21 protein-coding genes are annotated in these 24,854 nt (G+C 59.4%); 18 read left to right on the top strand and 3 right to left on the bottom strand.

Annotated features, from left to right (window positions below; genetic code table 11):
* Positions 1-49: 49 nt before the first annotated feature.
* The 10 genes from mdh to ATU_RS12800 all read left to right on the top strand — a co-directional run bounded on the left by mdh (position 50) and on the right by ATU_RS12800 (position 11,437).
* Positions 50-1,012 (top strand): malate dehydrogenase, encoded by a 963-nt coding sequence (gene mdh / locus ATU_RS12845; protein WP_010972455.1) that lies wholly within the window; start codon positions 50-52, stop codon positions 1,010-1,012.
* Positions 1,013-1,045: 33 nt separating this feature from the next.
* Entirely contained in the window at positions 1,046-2,239 is a 1,194-nt protein-coding gene (gene sucC, locus ATU_RS12840) for an ADP-forming succinate--CoA ligase subunit beta (protein WP_010972454.1), read from the top strand.
* 17 nt (positions 2,240-2,256) lie between these two features.
* Positions 2,257-3,159, top strand: coding sequence for a succinate--CoA ligase subunit alpha (sucD, locus tag ATU_RS12835; protein ID WP_006310787.1), 903 nt, complete (start codon positions 2,257-2,259; stop codon positions 3,157-3,159).
* Between the two features lie 175 nt (positions 3,160-3,334).
* The gene (locus ATU_RS12830; protein WP_010972453.1) at positions 3,335-6,331 is read left to right on the top strand and encodes a 2-oxoglutarate dehydrogenase E1 component; all 2,997 of its coding nucleotides are present in this window, start codon (positions 3,335-3,337) and stop codon (positions 6,329-6,331) included.
* 53 nt (positions 6,332-6,384) lie between these two features.
* Positions 6,385-7,617, top strand: a complete 1,233-nt coding sequence (gene odhB / locus ATU_RS12825; protein ID WP_010972452.1) for a 2-oxoglutarate dehydrogenase complex dihydrolipoyllysine-residue succinyltransferase — start codon at positions 6,385-6,387, stop codon at positions 7,615-7,617.
* Between the two features lie 69 nt (positions 7,618-7,686).
* Positions 7,687-8,100, top strand: coding sequence for an MAPEG family protein (locus ATU_RS12820; RefSeq protein ID WP_010972451.1), 414 nt, complete (start codon positions 7,687-7,689; stop codon positions 8,098-8,100).
* Between the two features lie 11 nt (positions 8,101-8,111).
* The gene (locus tag ATU_RS12815; RefSeq protein ID WP_035258084.1) at positions 8,112-8,759 is read left to right on the top strand and encodes a LysE family translocator; all 648 of its coding nucleotides are present in this window, start codon (positions 8,112-8,114) and stop codon (positions 8,757-8,759) included.
* A gap of 63 nt (positions 8,760-8,822) precedes the next feature.
* Positions 8,823-10,229, top strand: a complete 1,407-nt coding sequence (lpdA, locus tag ATU_RS12810) for a dihydrolipoyl dehydrogenase (RefSeq protein WP_010972449.1) — start codon at positions 8,823-8,825, stop codon at positions 10,227-10,229.
* Between the two features lie 126 nt (positions 10,230-10,355).
* Positions 10,356-10,856 (top strand): cytochrome b, encoded by a 501-nt coding sequence (locus tag ATU_RS12805; protein ID WP_006310780.1) that lies wholly within the window; start codon positions 10,356-10,358, stop codon positions 10,854-10,856.
* A gap of 86 nt (positions 10,857-10,942) precedes the next feature.
* Positions 10,943-11,437 carry a DUF2867 domain-containing protein gene (locus ATU_RS12800; RefSeq protein ID WP_035258082.1) on the top strand — a complete coding sequence of 165 codons (495 nt, stop codon included), beginning with the start codon at positions 10,943-10,945 and terminating at the stop codon, positions 11,435-11,437.
* On the opposite strand, the gene ATU_RS12795 is transcribed toward ATU_RS12800, so the two are convergent.
* Both ATU_RS12795 and ATU_RS12790 read right to left on the bottom strand, forming a co-directional pair.
* Positions 11,415-12,512, bottom strand: a complete 1,098-nt coding sequence (locus tag ATU_RS12795) for a TraB/GumN family protein (protein ID WP_010972447.1) — start codon at positions 12,510-12,512, stop codon at positions 11,415-11,417. The two genes, ATU_RS12800 and ATU_RS12795, sit on opposite strands and share 23 nt — an antisense overlap.
* 80 nt (positions 12,513-12,592) lie before the next feature.
* Positions 12,593-13,540 carry a tyrosine recombinase XerC gene (locus ATU_RS12790; RefSeq protein WP_010972446.1) on the bottom strand — a complete coding sequence of 316 codons (948 nt, stop codon included), beginning with the start codon at positions 13,538-13,540 and terminating at the stop codon, positions 12,593-12,595.
* A 121-nt stretch (positions 13,541-13,661) separates the two neighbouring features.
* On the opposite strand from ATU_RS12790, the gene ATU_RS12785 reads away from it, so the two are divergent.
* The 8 genes from ATU_RS12785 to fdhD all read left to right on the top strand — a co-directional run bounded on the left by ATU_RS12785 (position 13,662) and on the right by fdhD (position 22,718).
* A complete protein-coding gene (locus ATU_RS12785) occupies positions 13,662-15,878 on the top strand; it encodes a primosomal protein N' (RefSeq protein ID WP_010972445.1) in 2,217 nt (738 codons plus the stop codon).
* 80 nt (positions 15,879-15,958) lie between these two features.
* The gene (locus tag ATU_RS12780) at positions 15,959-16,345 is read left to right on the top strand and encodes an AGROH133_08824 family phage infection protein (RefSeq protein WP_006310775.1); all 387 of its coding nucleotides are present in this window, start codon (positions 15,959-15,961) and stop codon (positions 16,343-16,345) included.
* A 261-nt stretch (positions 16,346-16,606) separates the two neighbouring features.
* Positions 16,607-17,173 carry a F0F1 ATP synthase subunit delta gene (locus ATU_RS12775; protein WP_169539095.1) on the top strand — a complete coding sequence of 189 codons (567 nt, stop codon included), beginning with the start codon at positions 16,607-16,609 and terminating at the stop codon, positions 17,171-17,173.
* On the top strand, positions 17,173-18,702 hold the full coding sequence (gene atpA, locus ATU_RS12770) for a F0F1 ATP synthase subunit alpha (protein WP_006310773.1): 1,530 nt from the start codon (positions 17,173-17,175) through the stop codon (positions 18,700-18,702). The genes ATU_RS12775 and atpA overlap by 1 nt, the downstream gene beginning before the upstream one ends.
* 31 nt (positions 18,703-18,733) lie before the next feature.
* The gene (locus tag ATU_RS12765) at positions 18,734-19,612 is read left to right on the top strand and encodes a F0F1 ATP synthase subunit gamma (RefSeq protein ID WP_006310772.1); all 879 of its coding nucleotides are present in this window, start codon (positions 18,734-18,736) and stop codon (positions 19,610-19,612) included.
* Positions 19,613-19,635: 23 nt separating this feature from the next.
* On the top strand, positions 19,636-21,090 hold the full coding sequence (gene atpD, locus ATU_RS12760; protein WP_006310767.1) for a F0F1 ATP synthase subunit beta: 1,455 nt from the start codon (positions 19,636-19,638) through the stop codon (positions 21,088-21,090).
* 131 nt (positions 21,091-21,221) lie between these two features.
* Positions 21,222-21,632, top strand: coding sequence for a F0F1 ATP synthase subunit epsilon (locus tag ATU_RS12755; protein ID WP_006310765.1), 411 nt, complete (start codon positions 21,222-21,224; stop codon positions 21,630-21,632).
* A 270-nt stretch (positions 21,633-21,902) separates the two neighbouring features.
* Positions 21,903-22,718 (top strand): formate dehydrogenase accessory sulfurtransferase FdhD, encoded by an 816-nt coding sequence (gene fdhD, locus ATU_RS12750; protein ID WP_010972442.1) that lies wholly within the window; start codon positions 21,903-21,905, stop codon positions 22,716-22,718.
* Positions 22,719-22,748: 30 nt separating this feature from the next.
* Here the strand turns inward: fdhD and ATU_RS12745 are convergent, their stop codons facing one another.
* Positions 22,749-24,485 carry a methyl-accepting chemotaxis protein gene (locus ATU_RS12745; RefSeq protein WP_035257979.1) on the bottom strand — a complete coding sequence of 579 codons (1,737 nt, stop codon included), beginning with the start codon at positions 24,483-24,485 and terminating at the stop codon, positions 22,749-22,751.
* Positions 24,486-24,854: the final 369 nt, after the last annotated feature.

Genomic DNA, 24,854 nt, shown 5'->3' with positions numbered 1-24,854 from the left:
GCCGGTTTGGCGCGGTAAAATTGAATTGAAGCTCAAGAGGAAGCATTCGATGGCTCGCAAAAAAATTGCACTTATTGGTTCTGGCATGATCGGCGGCACGCTGGCGCATCTCGCCAGCCTGAAGGAACTGGGCGATATCGTCCTCTTCGACATCGCCGACGGCATCCCGCAGGGCAAGGGTCTGGATATTGCCCAGTCCGGCCCGGTTGAAGGCTTCAATGCAAAGCTCTCCGGCGCTTCCGATTACGCCGCCATCGAAGGCGCAGACGTCTGCATCGTCACCGCAGGTGTCGCCCGCAAGCCCGGCATGAGCCGCGATGATCTTCTTGGCATCAACCTCAAGGTCATGGAACAGGTCGGCGCCGGCATCAAGAAATATGCTCCGAACGCTTTCGTGATCTGCATCACCAACCCGCTCGACGCCATGGTCTGGGCGCTGCAGAAGTTCTCCGGCCTGCCGAAGAACAAGGTCGTCGGCATGGCTGGCGTTCTCGACAGCGCACGCTTCCGCCTGTTCCTTGCCGAAGAATTCAACGTTTCGGTCCAGGACGTCACCGCCTTCGTTCTCGGCGGTCATGGCGACACCATGGTGCCGCTCGCCCGTTATTCCACCGTTGGCGGCGTTCCGCTTACCGATCTCGTCAAGATGGGCTGGTTGACCGCCGAACGTCTTGAGCAGATCATCCAGCGCACCCGTGACGGCGGCGCGGAAATCGTCGGCCTCTTGAAGACCGGCTCGGCCTATTACGCGCCGGCCGCTTCGGCTATCGAAATGGCCGAATCCTACCTCAAGGACAAGAAGCGCGTTCTGCCCGCTGCTGCCCACCTTTCGGGCCAGTATGGCGTAGACGACATGTATGTCGGCGTGCCCACCATCATCGGTGCCGGCGGTATCGAGCGCGTCATCGAGATCGAACTGAACAAGGAAGAAGAAGCCGCCTTCCAGAAATCCGTCGGCGCTGTCGCTGGTCTTTGCGAAGCCTGCATCAACATCGCTCCGTCGCTGAAGTAATAACTTCAAGCGGTTCCAAACAGGGATTATTCCATGAATATTCACGAATATCAGGCTAAGGCTCTTCTGAAGGGCTACGGCGCGCCGGTTGCTGAAGGCGTCGCCATCCTCAAGGTCGAAGAAGCCGAAGCTGCCGCAAAGCAGCTTCCCGGCCCGCTTTACGTCGTCAAGAGCCAGATTCACGCTGGCGGTCGCGGCAAGGGCAAGTTCAAGGAGCTCGGCCCCGACGCCAAGGGCGGCGTTCGCCTAGCGAAGTCGATCGAGGAAGTCGTTTCTCATTCCAGGGACATGCTCGGCAACACGCTGGTAACGGCGCAGACGGGCGACGCCGGCAAACAGGTCAACCGCCTCTACATCGAAGACGGTGCGGACATTGCCCGCGAACTCTATTGCTCGCTTCTGGTTGACCGTTCGGTCGGTCAGGTCGCATTCGTGGTTTCCACTGAAGGCGGCATGGATATCGAAGCTGTCGCCCATGACACGCCGGAAAAGATCCACACCATCGCCATCAACCCGGAAAAGGGCGTGAGCGACGCTGACGTTGCCGCAATCTCCAAGGCTCTCGAGCTTGATGGTGTTGCAGCCGAAGACGCCAAAGCGCTGTTCCCGATCCTCTACAAGGCCTTCAACGAGAAGGACATGGCTCTCCTCGAGGTTAACCCGCTGATCGTCATGGAAAATGGCCATCTGCGCGTTCTCGACGCCAAGATGTCCTTCGACGGCAACGCGCTGTTCCGCCATGAAGACGTCAAGGCGCTGCGCGACGAGACCGAAGAAGACGCCAAGGAAATCGAAGCCTCCAAGTGGGACCTCGCTTACGTGGCGCTCGACGGCAACATCGGCTGCATGGTCAATGGTGCCGGTCTCGCCATGGCGACGATGGACATCATCAAGCTTTACGGCAAAGAGCCGGCAAACTTCTGTGACGTCGGCGGCGGCGCCGGCAAGGAGAAGGTTGCGGCAGCTTTCAAGATCATTACGGCTGACCCGAAGGTCGAGGGTATCCTCGTCAACATCTTCGGCGGCATCATGAAGTGCGACGTCATCGCCGAAGGTGTTATCGCCGCGGTGAAGGAAGTCGGTTTGCAGGTTCCGCTCGTTGTTCGCCTCGAAGGCACCAACGTCGAACTTGGCAAGAAGCTCCTGAACGAATCGGGCCTTGCGATTACGGCTGCTGACGACCTGGACGACGCAGCCAAGAAGATCGTCGCGGCGATCAACGGCTAATTGAGGGACCGGAAATAATGTCTATTCTTGTTAATAAAGACACCAAGATCCTCGTTCAGGGTCTGACCGGCAAGACCGGCACCTTCCACACCGAACAGGCGCTTGCTTATTACGGCACGCAGATGGTCGGCGGTATTCACCCGAAGAAGGGTGGCGAAACCTGGACCGGTTCCAAGGGCGAAAGCCTGCCGATCTTCGCAACGGTTGCCGAAGCCAAGGAAAAGACCGGTGCAGATGCATCCGTGATCTATGTTCCGCCGGCAGGTGCAGCAGACGCGATCATCGAAGCCATCGAGGCTGAGATCCCGTTCATCACCTGCATCACCGAAGGCATCCCGGTCATGGACATGGTGCGCGTCAAGGCCCGCCTCGACCGCTCCAAGTCGCGCCTGCTCGGCCCGAACTGCCCCGGCATCATGACGCCGGAAGAATGCAAGATCGGCATCATGCCGGGCTCCATCTTCCGCAAGGGTTCGGTCGGTATCGTTTCGCGCTCCGGCACGCTCACCTATGAAGCCGTGTTCCAGACCTCGAACGAAGGCCTCGGCCAGACGACCGCTGTCGGCATCGGCGGCGACCCGGTCAAGGGTACCGAGTTCATCGACATCCTGGAAATGTTCCTGGCCGACGACGCCACCCAGTCGATCATCATGATCGGCGAAATCGGCGGTTCGGCTGAAGAAGATGCGGCGCAGTTCCTGATCGATGAAGCCAAGAAGGGCCGCAAGAAGCCGATGGCCGGCTTCATCGCGGGCCGTACGGCTCCGAAGGGCCGCACCATGGGCCATGCCGGCGCTGTCGTTTCTGGCGGCAAGGGCGACGCAGAGTCCAAGATCGCAGCCATGGAAGCGGCGGGCATCAAGGTTTCGCCTTCCCCGGCGCGCCTCGGCAAGACGCTGGTTGAAGTCCTCAAGGGCTGAGACCACATGAGACCGGTAACGGGCGGCGCGGTTTTAACGCTGCGCTGCCCGATGCCGCAAGAAGATAGACAGACGGCATACCGCCCTGGCGGCAGACAGAAATAATCAAAGCGGCAGGCCGGTGAACGGCCCTAACGGCATCGAGGAGGCGGACGGACAAGTCCGCAGGAACACAATGGCAAGGCAAGAAGCGAACGAGCAGTTTCAGATCACGTCGTTTCTGGACGGCGCGAATGCAGCCTATATCGAGCAGCTCTATGCCCGGTACGAAGAGGATCCCTCTTCCGTGTCGCCGGAGTGGCAGAGCTTCTTCAAGGCACTGTCCGATAATCCGGAAGATGTGAAGAAGGCGGCCAAGGGCGCCTCCTGGAAGCGTGCCAACTGGCCGATCCCGGCGAATGGCGAACTGGTCTCCGCACTCGACGGTAACTGGGCCACGGTCGAAAAGGCCATTGAGAAAAAGGTCCAGGCGAAGGCTGAAGCCAAGAGCGCCGATACAGGCAAGCCCGTCAGCGAAGCGGAAGTGCTGCAAGCGACCCGTGACAGCGTTCGCGCCATCATGATGATCCGCGCCTACCGCATGCGCGGCCACCTGCACGCCAAGCTCGATCCGCTCGGCATCGCCAGCGCCGTCGAGGATTACAACGAGCTTTCGCCGAAGTCCTATGGCTTCGAGGAAAGCGACTACGACCGCAAGATTTTCATCGATAACGTGCTCGGCCTCGAATATGCGACCGTGCGCGAAATGGTCGAGATTCTCGAGCGTACCTATTGCTCGACGCTCGGCGTCGAATTCATGCACATGTCCAACCCGGAAGAAAAGGGCTGGATTCAGGAACGCATCGAAGGCCCGGACAAGGGTGTGGATTTCACGCCGGAAGGCAAGAAAGCCATTCTGTCCAAGCTGGTCGAAGCCGAAGGTTACGAGCAGTTCCTCGACGTGCGTTTCAAGGGCACCAAGCGTTTCGGCCTCGATGGCGGTGAATCGCTGATCCCGGCACTCGAGCAGATCATCAAGCGCGGCGGCCAGGACGGACTGGAAGAAGTCGTGCTCGGCATGGCCCACCGCGGTCGCCTGAACGTTCTGACCAACGTGATGGGCAAGCCGCACCGCGCCGTGTTCCACGAGTTTAAGGGCGGTTCGTTCAAGCCAGACGACGTTGAAGGTTCGGGTGACGTGAAGTACCATCTCGGTGCCTCCTCCGACCGCGAATTCGACGGCAACAAGGTTCACCTGTCGCTGACGGCCAACCCGTCGCACCTTGAAATCGTCAATCCTGTCGTCATGGGCAAGGCCCGCGCCAAGCAGGACCAACTGGCCAAGACATGGGACGGCGACATCATTCCGCTGTCCGAACGCGCCAAAGTGCTGCCGCTGCTTCTGCACGGCGATGCCGCTTTTGCGGGTCAGGGCGTGGTTGCCGAAATTCTCGGTCTTTCCGGCCTGCGTGGCCATCGCGTTGCCGGCACCATGCACTTCATCATCAACAACCAGATCGGCTTCACGACCAATCCGGCCTTCTCGCGCTCGTCGCCTTATCCGTCCGACGTTGCGAAGATGATCGAAGCGCCGATCTTCCACGTCAACGGTGACGATCCGGAAGCGGTGGTCTATGCGGCGAAGGTCGCGACCGAATATCGCATGAAGTTCCACAAGCCTGTCGTCATCGACATGTTCTGTTACCGCCGCTTCGGCCATAACGAAGGCGATGAGCCGGCGTTCACGCAGCCGAAGATGTACAAGGTCATCCGGGGCCACAAGACCGTCGCCCGTATCTATGCCGACCGCCTGATCGCGGAAGGCCTGATCACCGAGGGCGATTTCGAGAAGGTCAAGGCCGACTGGCGCGCTCATCTCGAGCAGGAGTTCGAGGCAGGCCAGTCCTACAAGCCTAACAAGGCCGACTGGCTGGATGGTCAGTGGTCCGGCCTGCGCGCCGCCGACAATGCCGATGAGCAGCGTCGTGGCAAGACCGGCGTGCCGATGAAGCAGCTGAAGGAAATCGGCAAGAAGCTGTCGACCATTCCTGAAGGTTTCACCGCGCATCGCACGATCCAGCGTTTCATGGAAAACCGCTCGCAGATGATCGAAACGGGCGAAGGCATCGACTGGGCTATGGCGGAAGCGCTGGCTTTCGGTTCGCTCGTTGTTGACGGCCACAAGATCCGTCTTTCCGGTCAGGATTGCGAACGCGGCACCTTCTCGCAGCGCCACTCGGTTCTTTACGATCAGGAGACCGAAGAGCGTTACATCCCGCTGGCGAACCTCGCCCCGACGCAGGCCCGTTACGAAGTCATCAACTCGATGCTTTCGGAAGAAGCCGTTCTCGGTTTCGAATACGGCTATTCGCTTGCCCGCCCGAATGCGCTGACGCTCTGGGAAGCCCAGTTCGGCGACTTCGCCAACGGCGCGCAGGTGGTGTTCGACCAGTTCATCTCCTCGGGTGAACGCAAGTGGCTGCGCATGTCCGGTCTCGTCTGCCTTCTGCCGCATGGTTATGAAGGCCAGGGCCCGGAACATTCGTCCGCTCGTCTGGAACGCTGGTTGCAGATGTGCGCCGAAGACAATATGCAGGTCGCCAACGTTACGACGCCGGCTAACTACTTCCATATCCTGCGCCGCCAGATGAAGCGTGACTTCCGCAAGCCGCTGATCCTGATGACGCCGAAGTCGCTGCTGCGTCACAAGCGCGCCACCTCGTCTCTGGCGGAACTGGCCGGCGAGTCCTCCTTCCACCGTCTCCTGTGGGACGATGCTGAAGTCATCAAGGACGGCCCGATCAAGCTGCAGAAGGATGCGAAGATCCGCCGTGTCGTCATGTGCACCGGCAAGGTCTATTACGATCTTCTCGAAGAGCGTGAAAAGCGCGGTATCGACGACGTCTACCTGCTGCGCGTCGAACAGCTTTATCCGTTCCCGGCAAAGGCGCTCATCAACGAGCTTTCCCGTTTCCGCCACGCGGAAATGGTCTGGTGCCAGGAAGAGCCGAAGAACATGGGTTCGTGGTCGTTCATCGATCCTTACCTGGAATGGGTTCTGGCGCATATCGACGCCAAGTACCAGAAGGTCCGTTACACGGGCCGTCCGGCGGCCGCCTCTCCGGCGACCGGCCTGATGTCCAAACATCTGGCGCAGCTTGCTGCGTTCCTGGAAGACGCGCTGGGAGAGTGAGAACTCTCCCGCATCGCCCCGTAAAAAAGACACCCGAATAACGGAACTAGATCATGGCCACTGAAATCCGCGTACCAACCCTCGGCGAATCCGTCAGCGAAGCGACCGTCGGCACCTGGTTCAAGAAGGTCGGCGATACCGTCAAGGCCGACGAACCTCTCGTTGAACTCGAAACCGACAAGGTTACCGTCGAAGTCCCGGCCCCTGCGTCAGGCGTTCTCACCGAAATCGTTGCGCAGAACGGCGAGACCGTTGGTCTCGACGCGCTTCTCGGCCAGATCGCCGAAGGTGCTGCCGGCGCTGCGACTTCTGCACCTGCGGCAAAGCCTGCTGCGCCCGCCGCCGCACCGGCACCTGCCGCAGCCGTAGCCGCCGCTCCGGGTGGCAGCGCCATGCCACCGGCACCTGCCGCTGGCAAGCTGCTTGCCGAAAACAACCTGTCTGCCGATCAGGTTGACGGTTCGGGCAAGCGTGGTCAGGTTCTGAAGGGCGACGTTCTTGCCGCTGTCGCCAAGGGCGTTTCGGCACCTGCCGCCGCACCGGCACCGGTTGCCGCCCCCCGTCCGGTTTCGGCCGAGCAGGATCAGGTTCGCGAAGAGCGCGTCAAGATGACCCGTCTGCGCCAGACGATCGCCCGCCGCCTGAAGGACGCGCAGAACACCGCCGCCATGCTCACCACTTACAACGAAGTGGACATGAGCGCGGTCATGGACCTTCGTAACCGCTACAAGGACGTGTTTGAAAAGAAGCACGGCGTCAAGCTTGGCTTCATGGGCTTCTTCACCAAAGCCGTGACCCACGCGCTGAAGGAGCTGCCTGCTGTCAACGCTGAAATCGACGGCACGGACATCATCTACAAGAACTATTGTCACGTCGGCATGGCTGTCGGCACCGACAAGGGCCTCGTCGTTCCTGTTATCCGTGATGCCGACCAGCTCTCCATCGCCGGCGTCGAAAAGGAACTCGGTCGCCTTGCCAAGGCAGCCCGTGACGGTTCGCTCGGCATGGCGGACATGCAGGGCGGCACCTTCACCATCACCAATGGTGGCGTCTACGGTTCACTAATGTCTTCGCCGATCCTCAACGCACCGCAGTCGGGCATTCTCGGCATGCACAAGATCCAGGAGCGCCCGGTCGCCATCGGCGGTCAGGTCGTCATCCGCCCGATGATGTATCTTGCGCTCTCCTACGATCACCGTATCGTTGACGGCAAGGAAGCCGTGACCTTCCTCGTTCGCGTCAAGGAGAGCCTCGAGGATCCGGAACGTCTGGTTCTCGATCTCTGATCGGTATTGCTTTTCGTTTCAGCGGGGCTTCAAGTGAACCCCGCTGAAAGACCACCCGGGAGAGCAGACGTGCAGCCGACATTTCTTGCCGCTTCGCCTTTTTTGCCGCTTATCGGTCTAAGCGTTTTTCTTCTCGTCGCGCATGTCCTGTTGCAGGGGATGACGGCGACCAGAGAACTGGGGCGTGAATGGAATGCCGGTCCGAGAGACGGTGAGCTGAAGCCGCAGGGCAAGCTCTCCGGTCGCGCTTCGCGCGCATCGGCGAATTTCCGGGAGACCTATCCGGCTTTTCTGGCACTGGCTTTCGGCGTTATCATGGCGGGCGATCCCGCCGGAATTGCGCTTATCGGCGCGTGGCTGTGGTTGATCTGCCGCATCATCTATATTCCGCTCTATCTGGCTGGTGTGCCCTATATCCGGTCTTTCGTCTGGTTGGGTTCAATGCTTGGACTTGCGCTGATGTTTGTTGTGTTGATGTTCTGAGGTCTGATGTGGTGCACCAATATCTTATCGAACTGACATCGCTGATGGCCATTTTCGCTTTCGCAATCGTATCGCCGGGCGCCGATCTTGCGATGGTCATGCGCCAGGCCATGGTGCATGGACGCAAGCAGGCCATCATCACAAGCTTCGGCGTCGGAACATCGCTGATGTTCCATGTTACCTATACGATCCTTGGACTTGGCCTCATAATTTCCCAGTCGATCTATCTCTTCAACATCGTCAAATGGCTCGGTGTCGCCTATCTGATCTATATCGGCATCAAGGCGCTGCGCGCCGGCAAGACCGAATTGCCGACGGCGGAAGGTGGTGAGGACGGCGTTCGAGCCAAAAGCGACCAGACCGGGCTCAAGGCCTTCACGCTCGGTTTTGCCGCAAACGCGCTCAATCCCAAACCGGTGTTCTTCTTCCTGTCGATCTTTTCGACGGTGGTTCACGCGCATACACCTGTTGGCATCAAGTTCGGATATGGGCTCGTCATGGCAAGCTGCCTTATCCTGTGGTTCGTCGGCGTCAGCCTGTTCATGACGACGCCGCGCATGCGCGCCGCATTTCAGCGCGCCAGCCAATGGATCGACCGTACCAGCGGCGTGGTCTTCATCGCACTCGGCATAAAACTCGCAACGGAAAAAGCGGCCTGAGTTTCAGGTCAAACGGAAGCAGGGCGGTTCAAATCCTGCCCGATATCAATCAGGAACAGAAATATGGCATATGATGTAGTTGTAATCGGAACGGGTCCCGGTGGTTATGTTTGCGCGGTCAAGGCGGCACAGCTCGGCCTCAAGGTCGCAGTGATCGAAAAGCGCGCGACCTATGGCGGCACCTGCCTCAATGTCGGCTGCATTCCTTCCAAGGCGTTGCTGCACGCCTCCGAAACCTTCGCGCATGTGGCCCACGGCGTTGATACGCTTGGTATCGAAGTCGCCGCTCCGAAGCTGAACCTCGAGAAGATGATGGGGCACAAAGACGGCGTGGTGAAAGCCAATGTCGACGGCGTTGCTTTCCTGTTCAAGAAGAACAAGATCGATGCTTTCCAGGGCACTGGCAAGGTGGTTTCCGCCGGCAAGGTTTCCGTCACCAACGACAAGGGTGAGACCCAGGAGATCGAAGCCAAGAACATCGTCATCGCCACCGGTTCCGATGTTGCCGGCATTCCGGGTGTCAAGGTCGATATCGATGAAACCGTCATCGTGTCCTCCACCGGTGCGATTGCTCTTTCCAAGGTTCCGGAAAAACTCATCGTCGTTGGCGGTGGTGTCATCGGTCTCGAGCTTGGTTCGGTCTGGTCGCGTCTTGGCGCGAAGGTGACCGTCGTCGAATATCTCGACAACATTCTCGGTGGCATGGATGGCGAAGTTTCCAAGCAGTCGCAGCGTCTGCTCGCCAAGCAGGGTCTCGATTTCAAGCTTGGCGCCAAGGTGACGGCCGTTGAAAAGACCGCTGCCGGTGCAAAGGTCGTATTCGAGCCGGTCAAGGGCGGCGCGGCTGAAACGCTGGAAGCTGATGTCGTGCTGATCTCCACGGGGCGCAAGCCCTACACCGAAGGTCTCGGCCTTGCGGAAGCCGGTGTTGTGCTCGACAGCCGCGGGCGTGTCGAGATCGACGGCCACTACAAGACCAATGTCGATGGCATCTATGCGATCGGCGATGTGGTGAAGGGCCCGATGCTGGCACACAAGGCGGAAGATGAGGGCGTTGCGCTTGCTGAAATCCTCGCCGGCCAGCGTGGCCATGTGAACTACGACGTCATTCCGGCCGTCGTTTATACGCAGCCGGAAATCGCTTCCGTCGGCAATACAGAAGAGGAACTGAAGGCCGCTGGCGTCGCCTACAAGGTCGGTAAGTTCCCCTTCACCGCCAATGGCCGCGCCCGCGCCATGCAGGTGACGGATGGTTTCGTGAAAATCCTTGCCGACAAGGAAACCGACCGGGTTCTCGGCGGCCATATCGTCGGCTTCGGCGCCGGCGAAATGATCCACGAGATCACCGTGCTGATGGAATTCGGCGGTTCTTCAGAGGATCTTGGCCGCACCTGCCACGCGCACCCGACCATGTCGGAAGCCGTGAAGGAAGCAGCACTTGCCACCTTCTTCAAGCCGATCCACATGTGATCGGCATTAAGCCTGACGTTCGAATATTAAATTTCAGTCATCTGTTGAACCCCGGCTTGCCATGCAGGCCGGGGTTTCTCATACTCGTGCCATAGCCTGTCTAACCTTTTGATAAAAGGCAATAAAATGGCATCTTTCAGTCAAGTTTCCTTTTCCATTCCGCAGCGTGTCATTCACTGGGCAATGGCGCTTCTGATCTTCTTCAATCTGCTGTTTCCCGACGCCATGGCCCACGCCTACCGGCTGATGCGGCGGGGTGAGACGCTGACGCCGGACCAGATTTCTTCGGCCAATATCCATGCCTATGTCGGCTTTGCCATCCTGCTCCTTGCGGTTCTGCGTCTCTGTCTTCGCTTTTTCCAGGGCGTACCGCCGCATCCGGCCGAAGAACCGCGTGCGTCGCAAATTGCCGCCAAGGCGGCCCACTTCACCTTTTATGTCCTGTTTTTCATTCTGCCGCTTTCCGGCATCGCTGCTTATTACTTCGGCATCGCAACGGCAGGAGAGCTGCATTCCGGTCCCTTCAAGGCTGTGATGTGGGTGCTGATCGCCGGCCATGTCGCAGCCGTTCTGGTTCACCAGTTCTACTGGCGCACCAATGTCCTGAAGCGCATGACGCACGGCTAGGGTCTGAGCGGCGGTTTGTCGCGTTTTCGGTTCGACGGAAAAAGACGATGGTGGCCCTTGCCGCACCGGGCGGCTGGGGTACAGAGATGCGAAACAACGAAGACATATTGCCGGGCGCCGACTGGTGCGATCGCTTTCAGGGAGAGATGATGACACCGGGAATGAGCTCGCTCGACGTGAGCAGGCTCCTTTTCGATCATCCTCCGGCATGGATTAGCGGGCTGATGGCACTTCGAAACCGCGTCGTTTCGCTTTTTGGGTTAAAAACAGTCGAGTTGGTAGCTGGCGCTTCGGCGGGCGGATTTCCGGTCCTGTCCTCCAGCCGGGAGCAGACCGTGCTGGGCTTCGATGACCGCCATCTCGATTTCCGGATCGTCGTTGACCTGGAAGAACAGGAATGCCGCCAGCTGGTGAGTGTCACCACCCTCGTGCGGCGCAAGAACCTGTTCGGGCGGCTCTATCTTTTTGCCGTCGGACCGTTTCACCGCCGTATCGTGCCGGCGACCATGCGGCCGTTCTGCACCGATGTCCGGCCTGTCAGCACCGAGACTGCGTGGTTCAGTCGACCCGCGTCAGGGTGAAGCCCTCTGCGCGCAGCAGTTCGACAAGGCCTTCCTCGCCGGGCAGATGCAGTGCGCCGACGGCCATGAAGACATTGCCCTTGGCAAGCTCGGGGGTGGCCCTGTCGGCCATGACGTGATTGCGGTCGGTGATGATACGTTGTTCGAAGGCGGCGTAGCCCTGTTCGCTTTCTACCGCTGTCTTTTTGGGGTCGATGCTTTTCAGCATGGGCATGGTCATGCCGATATCGCCGGCGACATAGAGATCGGTCATGGTCGTCATAACGTCATCCATACGGTCGCCGAGTTCCAGCGTTTCAATCAGCGCCTGTAGATGGAATTCCATCGGCAGTTCGGACATGGCCGTCAGCTGCTCCACCATGGTCTCCAGCCCGACAAGCCGCTTTCCATCCGCAATCGCGTCTTCGGCCAGCTTCTTGTCGAGAAAGGAGAGACCGGTTGCCTTGCGGGCGAATTCGCAGGCGGGCAGGGCGACGAAGCTCGACAGCATCCAGGGCTTCATGCGCGAAACCGCATTCAGCGGAATGCCGCGCTCCTTCAGGCCTTTTTCGAGGCGCGCGACATTTTCGGACGACAGGATGTCGGTGATCGATTTGCCATTCAGAAACATGGTGAGTTCTGGTTTGCTCAGCAGCGATGCCGCGACCTTCTTGTCGTCGACGATTTCGTCCGACTCCACGATGACAGTCGCTGCCTTTTCGAAAGCGGGGCTGGCGGCGGTTGGCATTTCCAGAACGCGCGGATCGGTGACATGCATGGTACCGAGAAGATAGGACGGGGCCGTGCCTGCCTTTTCGATGCGCCAGAAATTGCCCTTGCCGTTCGGAATGGCGGCCGCTTCCTGTTCGATCTTTGCGAAAGCTTGCGGATCGGTCTTGCGCATCTCTACGAGAATGTCGCTGCCCGTGCAGGCGATCTTCTGCTCCGCAGCCCCCGCTTCACTGAGTGACAGCAGGGTCATGAGCAGGATGGCGACGGCGGTGACATGCAGGGCCGCCAGCAGCCAGAGCAGGGCGTCGCCGGTCTTACCCATCAGGGTGGCGGTGAGATTTTCGGGTTTTATCAGGCTGTGCATCGGTCCAATCCGGTTCTTGTTCGTTTATAGAACGGCGGTTTGGACGTCTGGTTAATGTTTACGGTTAACCAATTCCTGCTTCAGGCACGTGGGTGGGCGTTGTCGTAGATTTCCAGTAGTCGTGCGGTATCGACGCCGGTATAGACCTGTGTTGTGGAGAGGCTCGCATGGCCAAGCAGTTCCTGAATGGTGCGCAGGTCCCCGCCGCCGGCTAGAAGATGGGTGGCGAAGGAATGGCGCAGCGCATGCGGGGTGGCGTTTTCCGGCAGGCCGAAAGCGCCGCGCAGCTTCTGCATTTCCCGCTGGATGATGGCGGGCTGAAGCTTGCCGCCGCGTGCGCCCAGGAACATCGGTTCGTCCGCGGCCAGAGCATAGGGACATAGCTTCCTGTAGGTATCGACCGCTTCCGTCACTACCGCAAGCAGCGGCACGATCCGCGTCTTGTTGCCTTTACCGGTGATGCGCAGGCTGCGGGTGCCGGGTGGAAAATCGGCTGGCGTGAGACCCAATGCCTCGGAAATGCGCAGCCCGCAGCCATAAAGCAGCGAAAGGACCGCGGCATTGCGGGCGGCGATCCAGGGTTCTTCATTCAACTGTGCCTCGGCCGTGGTGATTTTCAGCGCCTGCCGGTCGGTGAGCGGTTTCGGCAGGGATTTCGGCTGTTTTGGCGCGCGCATGGCGGTCGCACCCGCTGCGTTGACGAGACCTTTCTTCTGCAGATGATGAAGAAGCGAGCGCAGTCCTGCCAGATGCCGGCCGAGTGAACGCGCGCCGGCGCCTTCCTTGCGCCGGTTGGCCAGAAAAGCACGCAGATCGACAGGGCGCAGATCGGCTATATCTCTTATGGCCGCGGGCCTGCCGATATAGCCGGTCAGGAATCTCAGAAACTGGCGCGTGTCGCGCTCATAGGCCTCGACGGTGTTGTCGGCAAGGCGGCGCTCGCCGGCAAGGGTGGCGAGCCAGGACTGGCGCTCGTTCAGGAGATCGGGTTCGGCAAATGTCAGGATTTCGGTCACGCGGTACTCCATTCCATCCCCCGAAACTATGCTCTTATGGTCAGTATTTGGTTAAGAGGTGGACTTTGCCGGGCGCGCCCACTACACCCGGGCGGTTTCCTTTTTCCTGTCGCCGGGGCATGGTCGCCACATCATGGCAAAAGATTCGTCCGATCTGTTTGGGGCTCTATTTGACCCGCCGTCGCCCACGCGCACGGTGCCCGTTCTTGTGCCCCTGCCGGCTCCGGGGCCTTATAGCTACGCCGTGCCCGAGGATATGGTGGTCGAGACCGGTTCCGTCGTGCAGGTGCCGCTCGGTCCGCGGCAGGTTTTCGGCGTGGTGTGGGACGATGCCGGCGAGAAGGGCGTCGATCCGAAGAAGCTGCGGCCCATCACCAAGAGTTTCGAGTGCCCACCGCTGAAGGTGGAGATGCGCCGCTTCGTGGACTGGGTCGCTGCCTATACGCTGTCTCCGCCCGGCCTCGTGGCGCGCATGGCGCTGCGTGCGCCTGCCGCCTTCGATCCCGAACCGATGATCGAGGGGCTGCGGCTGACCGAAGGCAGGCCGGAGCGCCTGACTCCCGCCCGCGAGCGGGTAATGGAGCTGGCGGCCGAAGGCCAAGGCTGGACGAAGAGCGGACTTGCCCATGCGGCCGGCGTCTCGACCAGCGTCATCGACGGTCTCGTCAAGCAGGGCGTGTTCGAGACGGTCTTTCTGCCCGCGCCACCTGTCGTGGCCGAGCCCGACCCTGATTATGTCGAGCCACGTCTGGAAGGCCCGCAGAAGCAGGCTGCTTCGGAGATAATTGAAGATGTGCGCAAGGGTGGCTTTCATGTCTCGCTGATCGACGGCGTGACCGGGTCCGGCAAGACCGAGGTTTATTTCGAGGCGGTGGCCGAAACGCTGCGACAAGGCAAGCAGGTCCTTATCCTGCTGCCGGAAATCGCCCTGACGGCGGCGTTTCTTGAGCGTTTTCAGGATCGCTTCGGTGCGAAACCGGCGGAATGGCATTCGGATCTGTCGCCGCGCATGCGCGAAAAGGTCTGGCGGCAGGCGGTGACGGGTGAGATAAAGGTGGTGGCCGGCGCGCGCTCGGCGCTTTTCCTGCCCTTCGACAATCTAGGCCTCATCATTGTCGATGAAGAGCACGACCCGGCCTACAAGCAGGAAGACCGCGTCTTTTATAATGCCCGTGACATGGCTGTCGTGAGGGCGCGGATCGCCGAATTCCCAGTCGTGCTGGTTTCGGCCACGCCGTCGGTGGAAAGCCAGGTCAATGGCAGTTCCGGGCGTTACAACACCATTCATCTGCATACCCGCTTCGGCGATGCGGCGATGCCGGACCTGCATCTCGTCGATATGCGCCGCCATCCGCCGGAAAGGGGAGGGTTTCTCTCGCCCGTCCTGCTGCGCGGCATCGGCAAGACCATCGAAAAGGGCGAGCAGTCCCTGCTCTTTCTCAATCGCCGCGGTTATGCGCCGCTGACGCTCTGCCGGGTTTGCGGTCACCGTTTCCAATGCCCACAATGTTCCAGCTGGCTGGTGGAACACCGTTTCCGCAATCAATTGCAGTGCCACCAATGTGGCCACAACGAGCCGACGCCCGACCATTGCCCGGAATGCGGAACCTTCGATCATCTCGTGGCCTGTGGGCCGGGGGTGGAGCGGATCGCCGAGGAGGTTGAGAAACATTTCCCCGAGGCCCGCACCATCGTGCTGTCTTCCGATCTCATGGGCGTCAAGCGGCTGCGTCTGGAGCTTGAGGCGATCGTCAAGGGCGAGGCGGATATCGTCATCGGCACGCAGCTCGTCGCCAAGGGACATAACTTCCCGCTGATGACGCTCGTCGGCATCGTCGATGCCGATCTCGGCCTTGCCAATGGCGATCCGCGCGCGGCGGAGCGGACGTTCCAGTTGCTTTCGCAGGTGACCGGCCGTGCCGGACGAACGGGATTGAAGAGTCACGGCCTGCTGCAGACCTACCAGCCGCAGCACCCGGTGATGCAAGCGATCGTCTCCGGTGATGCCTCGGCCTTTTATGAAAGGGAGATCGTCGAGCGGGAAAAGGCCGTTCTGCCGCCCTTCGGCCGCCTCGCTTCGATCATCGTCTCCGCCGATACGCGCGCGGAGGCGGAAACCCATGCGCGTGGATTGCGAGCCGCGGCTCCGCAGGTCACCGGCATCATGCTTCTCGGCCCGGCGGAAGCGCCGCTGGCACTGATCCGTGGCCGTCACCGTTTTCGTCTGCTGGTGCACGGGCGGCGCAATTCCGACATGCAGTCTTTTCTTCGCACGCTTCTTGCGAGTGGCCCGAAGGAGCGTGGCAGCGTGCATGTGCAGCTCGATATCGATCCGCAAAGTTTCCTTTGAACTTTGCCAGAGAGGGCGTTTTCCCGCTGTCGTGACCGTGTCATAACGCGAGCGAACAACATAATGATTTGGGGAACGAGATGGAGTTTTATTTTCCGGCCGAATTCGGCGAGCAACTGGCCTTCGGCGCGGCGGTGGTATCAGCCATCATCGGCCTGTTTTTCATGTTTGCACCGGGGTTGACGCTTCGCGCCTTCGGTCTGCAGCCGGCTGGCGAGCGCAGGGATGGTTATGCGCTCGCGCGCTCGTCGCTTGCTGGCTTTTATCTCGGTCTCGGTGCTGCCGCGCTCCTTCTCGCCCAGCCCATGGTCTATCTCGCCTTTGGTGCGGCATTCGGCCTCAGCGTCTTCGGCGGCATTCTCTCCATGCTGTCGGATGGTGGCGCAACCATGCGGAATTTCTTACTTCTGGTTGTGCACTTTCTGCTGTCCGCACTCGCGTTGAGCTACGTCTTCGGGCTGGTCTGAAGCGGGCTTTTTGGCATTTGTGCCGCAGATACGCCGCATCCTGAGCGAAATCGGAAAATTTAAACGCATTCCCCCTTGCCCAAACGGCGCTTTCCGCTATTACGCGTGTTGCGAGTCCCGGCGTCCTATGCTAGACGGACCGCGAAATTGGGAAAAGGCAGGGGGGAATTCCGGTCTTTTTCGGGGAAATTGAAACGATTTCAAGAATTTGATGCGGTGGAGCCCCATCGCTGATGGTCTTGGACGATTAGCAGGGAAAAAGTGCCCGTGGCAGAGACCTCCCAGGGAACATCCGGTGTAGCGGAAAGGTATGCGTCGTCGCTTTTCGAGCTTGCTTTGGAAGCGGGTACGGTCGAAGCGGTTCAGGTCGAACTGGACAAGTTCGGCGCACTTCTCGACGAAAGCGACGATTTGAAGCGTCTGGTTGCGAGCCCGGTGTTTTCTGCCGAGGATCAATTCAAGGCAATCAGCGCGATTTGCGAAAAGGCCGGCATCGCTGGTCTCGCTGTTAATTTCCTCAAGGTTGTTGCGAATAACCGCCGTCTCTTTGCCGTTCCCGGCATGATCCGCGCCTACCGCACCATTGCCGCCGCCCACCGCGGCGAAATCACCGCCGAGGTCACCTCGGCACATGCGCTCGACGAGGCGCAGGAAACTGAACTGAAAGCGGCGCTGAAGAGCGTTACCGGCAAGGATGTGGCGATTTCCGTTACCGTCGATCCTTCGATCCTCGGTGGCCTGATCGTCAAGGTCGGTTCGCGCCAGATCGATACGTCTCTTCGCACCAAACTTTCCACCCTTAAGCTTGCACTGAAAGAGGTTGGCTGATGGATATCCGCGCCGCGGAAATTTCCGCAATTCTGAAAGATCAAATCAAAAATTTCGGCAACGAGGCGGAAGTCTCGGAAGTCGGTCAGGTGCTTTCCGTCGGTGACGGTATCGCCCGCGTTTATGGCCTCGACAATGTTCAGGCCGGCGAAATGGTCGAGTTTCCCGGCGGCATTCGCGGCATGGCGCTCAACCTCGAAGCCGACAACGTCGGTGTGGTTATCTTCGGCTCGGACCGTTCCATCAAGGAAGGCGACACCGTAAAGCGGACTGGCGCTATCGTTGACGTTCCCGTCGGTCCGGAACTGCTTGGCCGCGTCGTCGACGCGCTCGGCAACCCGATCGACGGCAAGGGCCCGATCAATGCCGCCAAGCGTTCGCGCGTTGACGTCAAGGCTCCCGGCATCATTCCGCGCAAGTCGGTCCATGAGCCGATGTCGACCGGCCTCAAGGCCATCGACGCGCTCATCCCGGTTGGCCGCGGCCAGCGCGAGCTCGTCATCGGCGACCGCCAGACCGGCAAGACCGCCATCATTCTCGACACGATCCTGAACCAGAAGGCCATTCACGACAATGGTCCTGACGGCGACAAGCTTTATTGCGTCTACGTCGCTATCGGTCAGAAGCGTTCGACCGTTGCCCAGTTCGTAAAGGTTCTGGAAGAACGCGGTGCGCTGCAGTACTCGATCATCGTTGCCGCAACGGCTTCCGATCCGGCTCCGATGCAGTACCTCGCTCCGTTTGCCGGTTGCGCCATGGGCGAATATTTCCGTGACAACGGCAAGCACGCTCTCATCGGTTACGACGACCTTTCCAAGCAGGCCGTTGCCTATCGTCAGATGTCGCTTCTGCTGCGTCGTCCTCCGGGCCGCGAAGCTTATCCGGGCGACGTTTTCTACCTTCACTCCCGTCTTCTCGAGCGCGCTGCAAAGCTCTCCGACGAAATGGGCGCTGGTTCGTTGACGGCACTGCCTGTTATCGAAACCCAGGGTAACGACGTTTCGGCCTTCATTCCGACCAACGTGATCTCGATCACCGACGGCCAGATCTTCCTCGAAACCGACCTGTTCTATCAGGGTATCCGTCCGGCTGTTAACGTCGGTCTGTCGGTTTCGCGTGTTGGTTCCGCCGCTCAGATCAAGGCGATGAAGCAGGTTGCCGGTTCGATCAAGGGTGAACTCGCCCAGTATCGCGAAATGGCTGCTTTTGCTCAGTTCGGTTCGGACCTTGACGCTTCCACGCAGCGCCTGCTTAACCGCGGTGCCCGCCTGACAGAGCTTCTGAAGCAGCCGCAGTTCTCTCCGCTCAAGACGGAAGAGCAGGTTGCGGTGATCTTCGCTGGTGTCAACGGTTACCTTGACAAGATTCCGGTCGCACAGGTCGGCAAGTTCGAGCAGGGTTTCCTCTCCTACCTCCGCTCGGAAGGTAAGGCGATCCTCGACACCATCCGCACGGAAAAGGCTATCAGCGACGATACCAAGGGCAAGCTCAAGGGCGCTCTTGATAACTTCGCCAAGTCTTTCTCTTAAATCAGGGCTCTTTTACTCGGACGGATAACGGATGCCTTCACTAAAGGATCTGAAAAACCGCATTGCCTCCGTGAAGGCGACGCAGAAGATTACCAAGGCGATGAAAATGGTCGCCGCGGCGAAGCTTCGGCGCGCCCAGGAAGCTGCGGAGGCCGCCCGGCCTTATTCTCAGCGCATGAGCGCCGTTCTTGCCAACATCGCCACGGCGGTCGAGGCGGACGTTGCTCCGGCGCTGATGACCGGCACCGGCAAGGACGACGTGCATCTGCTCGTCGTCTGCACGGCTGAACGTGGTCTTTGCGGCGGTTTCAACTCGCAAATCGCCCGTTTTGCCCGCGATCAAGCCCGCAAGCTGATTTCCGAAGGCAAGACGGTCAAGATCATCACGGTCGGCAAGAAGGGTTACGACAGCCTTCGCCGCGAATTTGCATCGCTCATCATCGAGCGTATCGAACTGCGTGACGTGAAGAAGGTCGGCTTTGAAAACGCCGACCAGATCGCCAAGAAGGTGATCTCGCTCTTCAACGCGGGTGAATTCGACGTCTGCACGCTGATCTACTCGGAATTCAAGTCCGTCATCAGCCAGATCCCGACCGGCCTGCAGCTCATTCCGGCCGCAACGCCTGTTGTGGAAGCGGCTGAGACGACGCAGACCGCCGTCTACGAATATGAGCCGGATGCGGCTTCTATTCTGGAAGACCTTATTCCGCGCAACATTTCGGTTCAGGTTTTCCGGGCTCTGCTCGAAAACGTTGCCGGTGAAATGGGCGCCAAGATGAGCGCGATGGACAATGCAACGCGCAATGCCGGTGAGATGATCAACAAGCTGACGCTTTCCTATAACCGTCAGCGTCAGGCTCAGATCACCAAGGAACTCATTGAAATCATTTCGGGCGCGGAAGCGCTCTGAGGTAAGGAAAGAGGGTAAGGATAATGGCTAAGGCAGCTACCCCCAAGAAAACCGCAGCGGTGAACGGCGCGGGCAAGGTTACCCAGGTTATCGGCGCTGTTGTCGACGTGGCGTTCGAAGGCGAACTGCCTCCGATCCTGAACGCGCTCGAAACACAGAACAATGGCAACCGCCTCGTTCTGGAAGTCGCGCAGCATCTCGGCGAAAACGTCGTGCGCACGATCGCCATGGACTCGACCGAAGGTCTGGTTCGCGGTCAGTCCGTTGCTGACACGGGCGCACCGATCGAGGTTCCTGTTGGTCTGGAAACGCTCGGCCGCATCATGAACGTCATCGGCGAGCCGGTTGACGAAGCCGGTCCGATCGTAACGGCCAAGAAGCGCGCCATCCACCAGGACGCACCGTCTTACGTCGAGCAGTCGACGGAAGGCCAGATCCTCGTCACCGGCATCAAGGTCGTCGACCTTCTCGCTCCTTACGCCAAGGGCGGCAAGATCGGCCTCTTCGGCGGCGCCGGCGTGGGCAAGACGGTTCTCATCATGGAACTGATCAACAACGTCGCCAAGGCGCATGGTGGTTACTCGGTATTCGCCGGCGTGGGTGAGCGTACCCGCGAAGGCAACGACCTTTATCACGAAATGATCGAGTCGAACGTCAACAAGCTCGGTGGCGGCGAAGGCTCCAAGGCTGCGCTCGTGTACGGCCAGATGAACGAACCGCCGGGCGCCCGCGCTCGCGTCGCTCTGACCGGTCTGACGATCGCTGAAAACTTCCGTGATGAAGGCCAGGACGTTCTGTTCTTCGTGGACAACATCTTCCGCTTCACGCAGGCTGGTTCTGAAGTGTCGGCTCTGCTCGGCCGTATTCCTTCGGCCGTGGGTTACCAGCCGACGCTGGCAACCGACATGGGCCAGATGCAGGAACGCATCACCACCACGAACAAGGGTTCCATCACCTCGGTTCAGGCAATTTACGTTCCCGCCGACGACTTGACCGACCCGGCGCCGGCAACCTCGTTCGCGCATCTTGACGCAACGACGGTTCTGTCGCGTTCGATCGCTGAAAAGGGTATTTACCCGGCTGTTGACCCGCTCGACTCCACCTCGCGCATGCTCGACCCGATGATCGTCGGCGAGGAGCACTACGAAGTTGCCCGTAAGGTTCAGTCGACCCTGCAGCGCTACAAGTCTCTCCAGGACATCATCGCCATCCTCGGCATGGACGAACTGTCGGAAGAAGACAAGCTGACGGTTGCCCGCGCCCGCAAGATCGAGCGCTTCCTGTCGCAGCCGTTCTTCGTTGCTGAAGTCTTCACCGGTTCTCCGGGTAAGCTCGTCGCGCTCGAAGACACGATCAAGGGCTTCAAGGGCCTGGTCAACGGCGAATATGACAGCCTGCCGGAAGCAGCTTTCTACATGGTCGGTTCGATGGAAGAAGCCATCGAAAAGGCAAAGAAGCTGACTGCTGAAGCCGCCTGATTATAAATTGGTGGGCGCGTGGTTTTACCGCGCGCCTTCCGACCAATGACAGCGAAACCGAAATGGCTTTCGCCTGCGTTGTTAAAAGACAAGTCCGTGACGCCCGCGTAATTGAAAAGAAGTGAATAGCCATGGCTGACAGTTTCAAATTCGATCTCGTTTCCCCGGAGCGTCTGCTCGTTTCCGAAACGGTTACGGAAGTCGTCATCCCGGCTACGCTGGGTGAAATGACCGTTCTGGCCAATCATGCGCCGACGATGACCACGATCAAGCCGGGTCTGGTGACGGTGAAGTTCGCCTCTGGCGAAACGCACAAATACGTCGTGTTCGGCGGTTTTGCCGATATTCTTCCGACAGGTTGCACGCTTCTCGCCGAATCCGCTGTTTCGGCTGACGATATGTCTCCTGATACGCTGCAGAAGCGCATCGATGCGGCCAAGGCCGAAATCCAGGAAGGCAATCATCACCACGAGCATCTTACCAAGCTTGAAAAGCACCTCTATGAGCTGACGAACCTGCATGAGGTTCTCGTCGCTGCTTGAAAGCACCGGGCGGGTTCGAAAGAATGACTGCCCACAAAATATTTAAAACAGAAAGCGGCCGTTTCGGTCGCTTTTTTGTTTTCAGCTGTCTCCTGCTTCTTCCGCTTGGGATATGGCGGGTTGTCGCCCAAGGCACGTCACGCGGCATTGGCTCGCGTCTACCGAAATCGATTCCGATTTTTCAGGTGATGGGCTAGATGTGAAGACGAAGAGGAATACCGCTTTACCGGTCATAGATCGATGTGGTGGTGTGTTTTCCGTCATGGAGGAATGATCGTCGTGTCGGTAGAAGCAAGTTATCGAAGGGTTGCCAGAACCGCTTTGCGAGAGGGCACGCCTGCCACAGGTGAGCGTGCCGTGCCGGAAGAGGTGCCGGTTGCCTTTTCTTACGGTGGCAGCACCCATGCCGTGATGATGGCCAGCCCTGCCGATCTTATCGATTTTGCCGTTGGCTTCAGCCTCACCGAGGGCATCATATCGATGCGTTCCGAAATCCAGGCCATTGAAGTGGTCGAGGCGGGGCAGGGTTACGATGTCCAGGTGGATTTGACGGATGCCGAGGCCGATGCGCTGCGGGCAAGACGACGGCATATGGCCGGCCCGGTTGGCTGCGGTCTCTGTGGCATTGAATCGATAGAGCAGGCGGTTCGTGTCGTGCCGGATTTGAGCAGCGTGAAATCGTCGGTCCACGGCAACGATATCGTTGCGGCTGTGAAAGCCCTGAACGATGCACAAACCCTCAATCGTGAAACAAGGGCTGTTCACGGTGCCGGGTTTTATAATCCGCGCGAGGGGCTTTTGGCCGTGCGCGAAGATGTCGGCCGCCACAATGCGCTCGATAAATTGGCCGGTGCGGTGGTGAATGCGGGCATTTCCGCGCAGATGGGTATTGTGGCGGTTACCAGCCGCCTGTCGGTGGAGATGGTGCAGAAGACGGCGATCCTCGGCTGTCCGGTTCTGGCCGCGATCTCCGCCCCCACGGCGCTCGCCATCGAAACTGCCGATAGAGCGGGTATCACGCTTGTTGCGTTGGTCCGGGGTGAAGACTTCGAGATCTTCACCCGTGCGGACCGTATTATTCTATAGCCTCGGCGGTTGGCTTCGGCATAGGCGGGTTTAGAATTCCGCCCATTCGGCTGCCGCATTGCCATGCGCCCTTGCCGTGGCATATCGCGGCTGAGGTGTCGGTAGCCGGGATATGCTGGCGGCTTTTTTATCGATGGGCTGGGCAGATGATATCTGTCCGTCGCCGGATATTTTGAACTGTCGCAGCAATACATAGAGGTTGTCGGCCTCACTGGCGAGGCCGTGGCTGGCGGCAGTGGTTTCTTCCACCATGGCGGCATTTTTCTGGGTCGCCTGATCCATGACGTTGACGGCCTGATTGATTTCCTTCAGCCCGTTCGCCTGTTCGCGCGATGCCTCGACGATTGCCGAGACATTGATATCGATTTCGCCCATCTGCGACTGAATATCCCGCAAGGCCCCACCGGTTCTGCCGACGAGATCGACGCCGTTGGCGACCTGTTCGCGGGAGGTGTTGATAAGCGATTTGATTTCCTTGGCCGCGACGGCGGAGCGTTGCGCCAGCTCGCGAACTTCCTGCGCCACAACGGCAAAACCCTTGCCGGCCTCCCCGGCGCGGGCGGCTTCGACCCCTGCATTCAGCGCCAGAAGATTGGTCTGGAAGGCGATGTCGTCGATCACGCCGATGATATTGGTGATTTCGCCGGAGGAACGCGAAATCGCGTCCATGGCGGAAATCGCCTGCTGAACGACGTCGCCGGAATGTTCGGCATGTTCCCTCGTCCGCAACACCAGCTTGCCCGCCTCGGCGGCACGCTGGCTGGCATCGGTCACGGTGGTGGTGATTTCTTCGAGAGCGGCCGCAGTTTCTTCCAGCGAGGCCGCCTGTTGTTCGGTGCGTTGCGAAAGTTGATCGGCGGCGATGCGGATTTCGCCCGAGCCGGAGGCGATTGTCGAGGCATTGTGGGAGATCGTCTGCATGGTGGCCTGTAGCTTGCCGACGACCTCATTAAAGTCCGCACGCAGCTTCTCCATGCTGGGCACGAAGCTGGTGTCGAGGCGCTGCACGAGGTCGCCCGCGGCCAGCGCCTGCAAAGCATCGGCAAGCACAGTAATGGCGCTCATGCGCGGGGTCACGTCGGTGGCGAATTTCACCACTTTCACGACTTTTCCCGCCTCATCCAGGACCGGGTTGTAGGCGGCCTGGATCCATATTTCCTTGCCGTTCTTTCCATAGCGGACAAATTCGTCCGAAATGAACTCTCCCGATGCCAGCCGCTGCCAGAAATTGGCGTAAGCCGCGGATGCCGTATAGGCCGGATCACAGAACATGCGATGGTGTTTGCCCTCGATTTCCTTCAGGTCGTAGTTCACCGTTGCGCAGAAGTTCGGATTGGCGGTGATGATCGTACCGTCGGGGAAAAACTCGATGGTGGCCTGAGAGCGGGATAACGCCTCCAGCTTGCCTGCATCTTCGACGGCCTTGATCCTCTTGGCGGTGATGTCGGTCGCGATCTTGACGACTTTGTAGGGTTTGCCCGAACGGAAGACAGGATTGTAGGATGCTTCGATCCAGACGGCTGATCCATCCTTGCGGATGCGGCGATACTCCTTCGCCTGAAATTCGCCGCGCGCAAGAGATTCCCAGAACTCCTGATAGGCGTGCGATGCGGCAATCTCCCGGTCGCAGAAGATGCGATGGTGCTTGCCGACGATTTCTGCGAGATCATAACCCAGCGCCATGCAGAAATTGCGGTTTGCGGTGAGAATATTACCCTTGAGATCGAATTCTATGACCGCCTGCGATCTGGATATCGCATCGAGCATATTTCGATTGTCTGCGCTTTTTCCTAACCCCAGCATTAACGTCCCCCAAATATCGGTCCACGGGCGGCTCGCCGCACCCAAGGTGCGGTCCGCGCCGTATCATGTTGAACAACGAACAGGTTTTGCCGCCATGGGCAGCAATGCAGGCACTTGCGACTTTACGGCCTTCGTCAGCTATCGGACCCTGATGAGATATGACGCGGGTGAGGTTACTGTTCGTTGGCTTTTAATATTAGATATCTATAATATTAAAATGTTCTTATTTAAGTTGTGGGCGCGCGGGAAAACAAAAACCGCCGGGGGTGCTCCGGCGGTCTGGTTCTGTTGTCGATGACAGCAGTGAAACGCTTGCGTCAGACTGTCATCGCC

Origin of the sequence: Agrobacterium fabrum str. C58 (assembly GCF_000092025.1) — a bacterium.
GTDB lineage: Bacteria > Pseudomonadota > Alphaproteobacteria > Rhizobiales > Rhizobiaceae > Agrobacterium > Agrobacterium fabrum.
The sequence above is the reverse complement of the archived record's forward strand: the minus strand, read 5'-3'. Positions and strand labels throughout refer to the sequence as shown.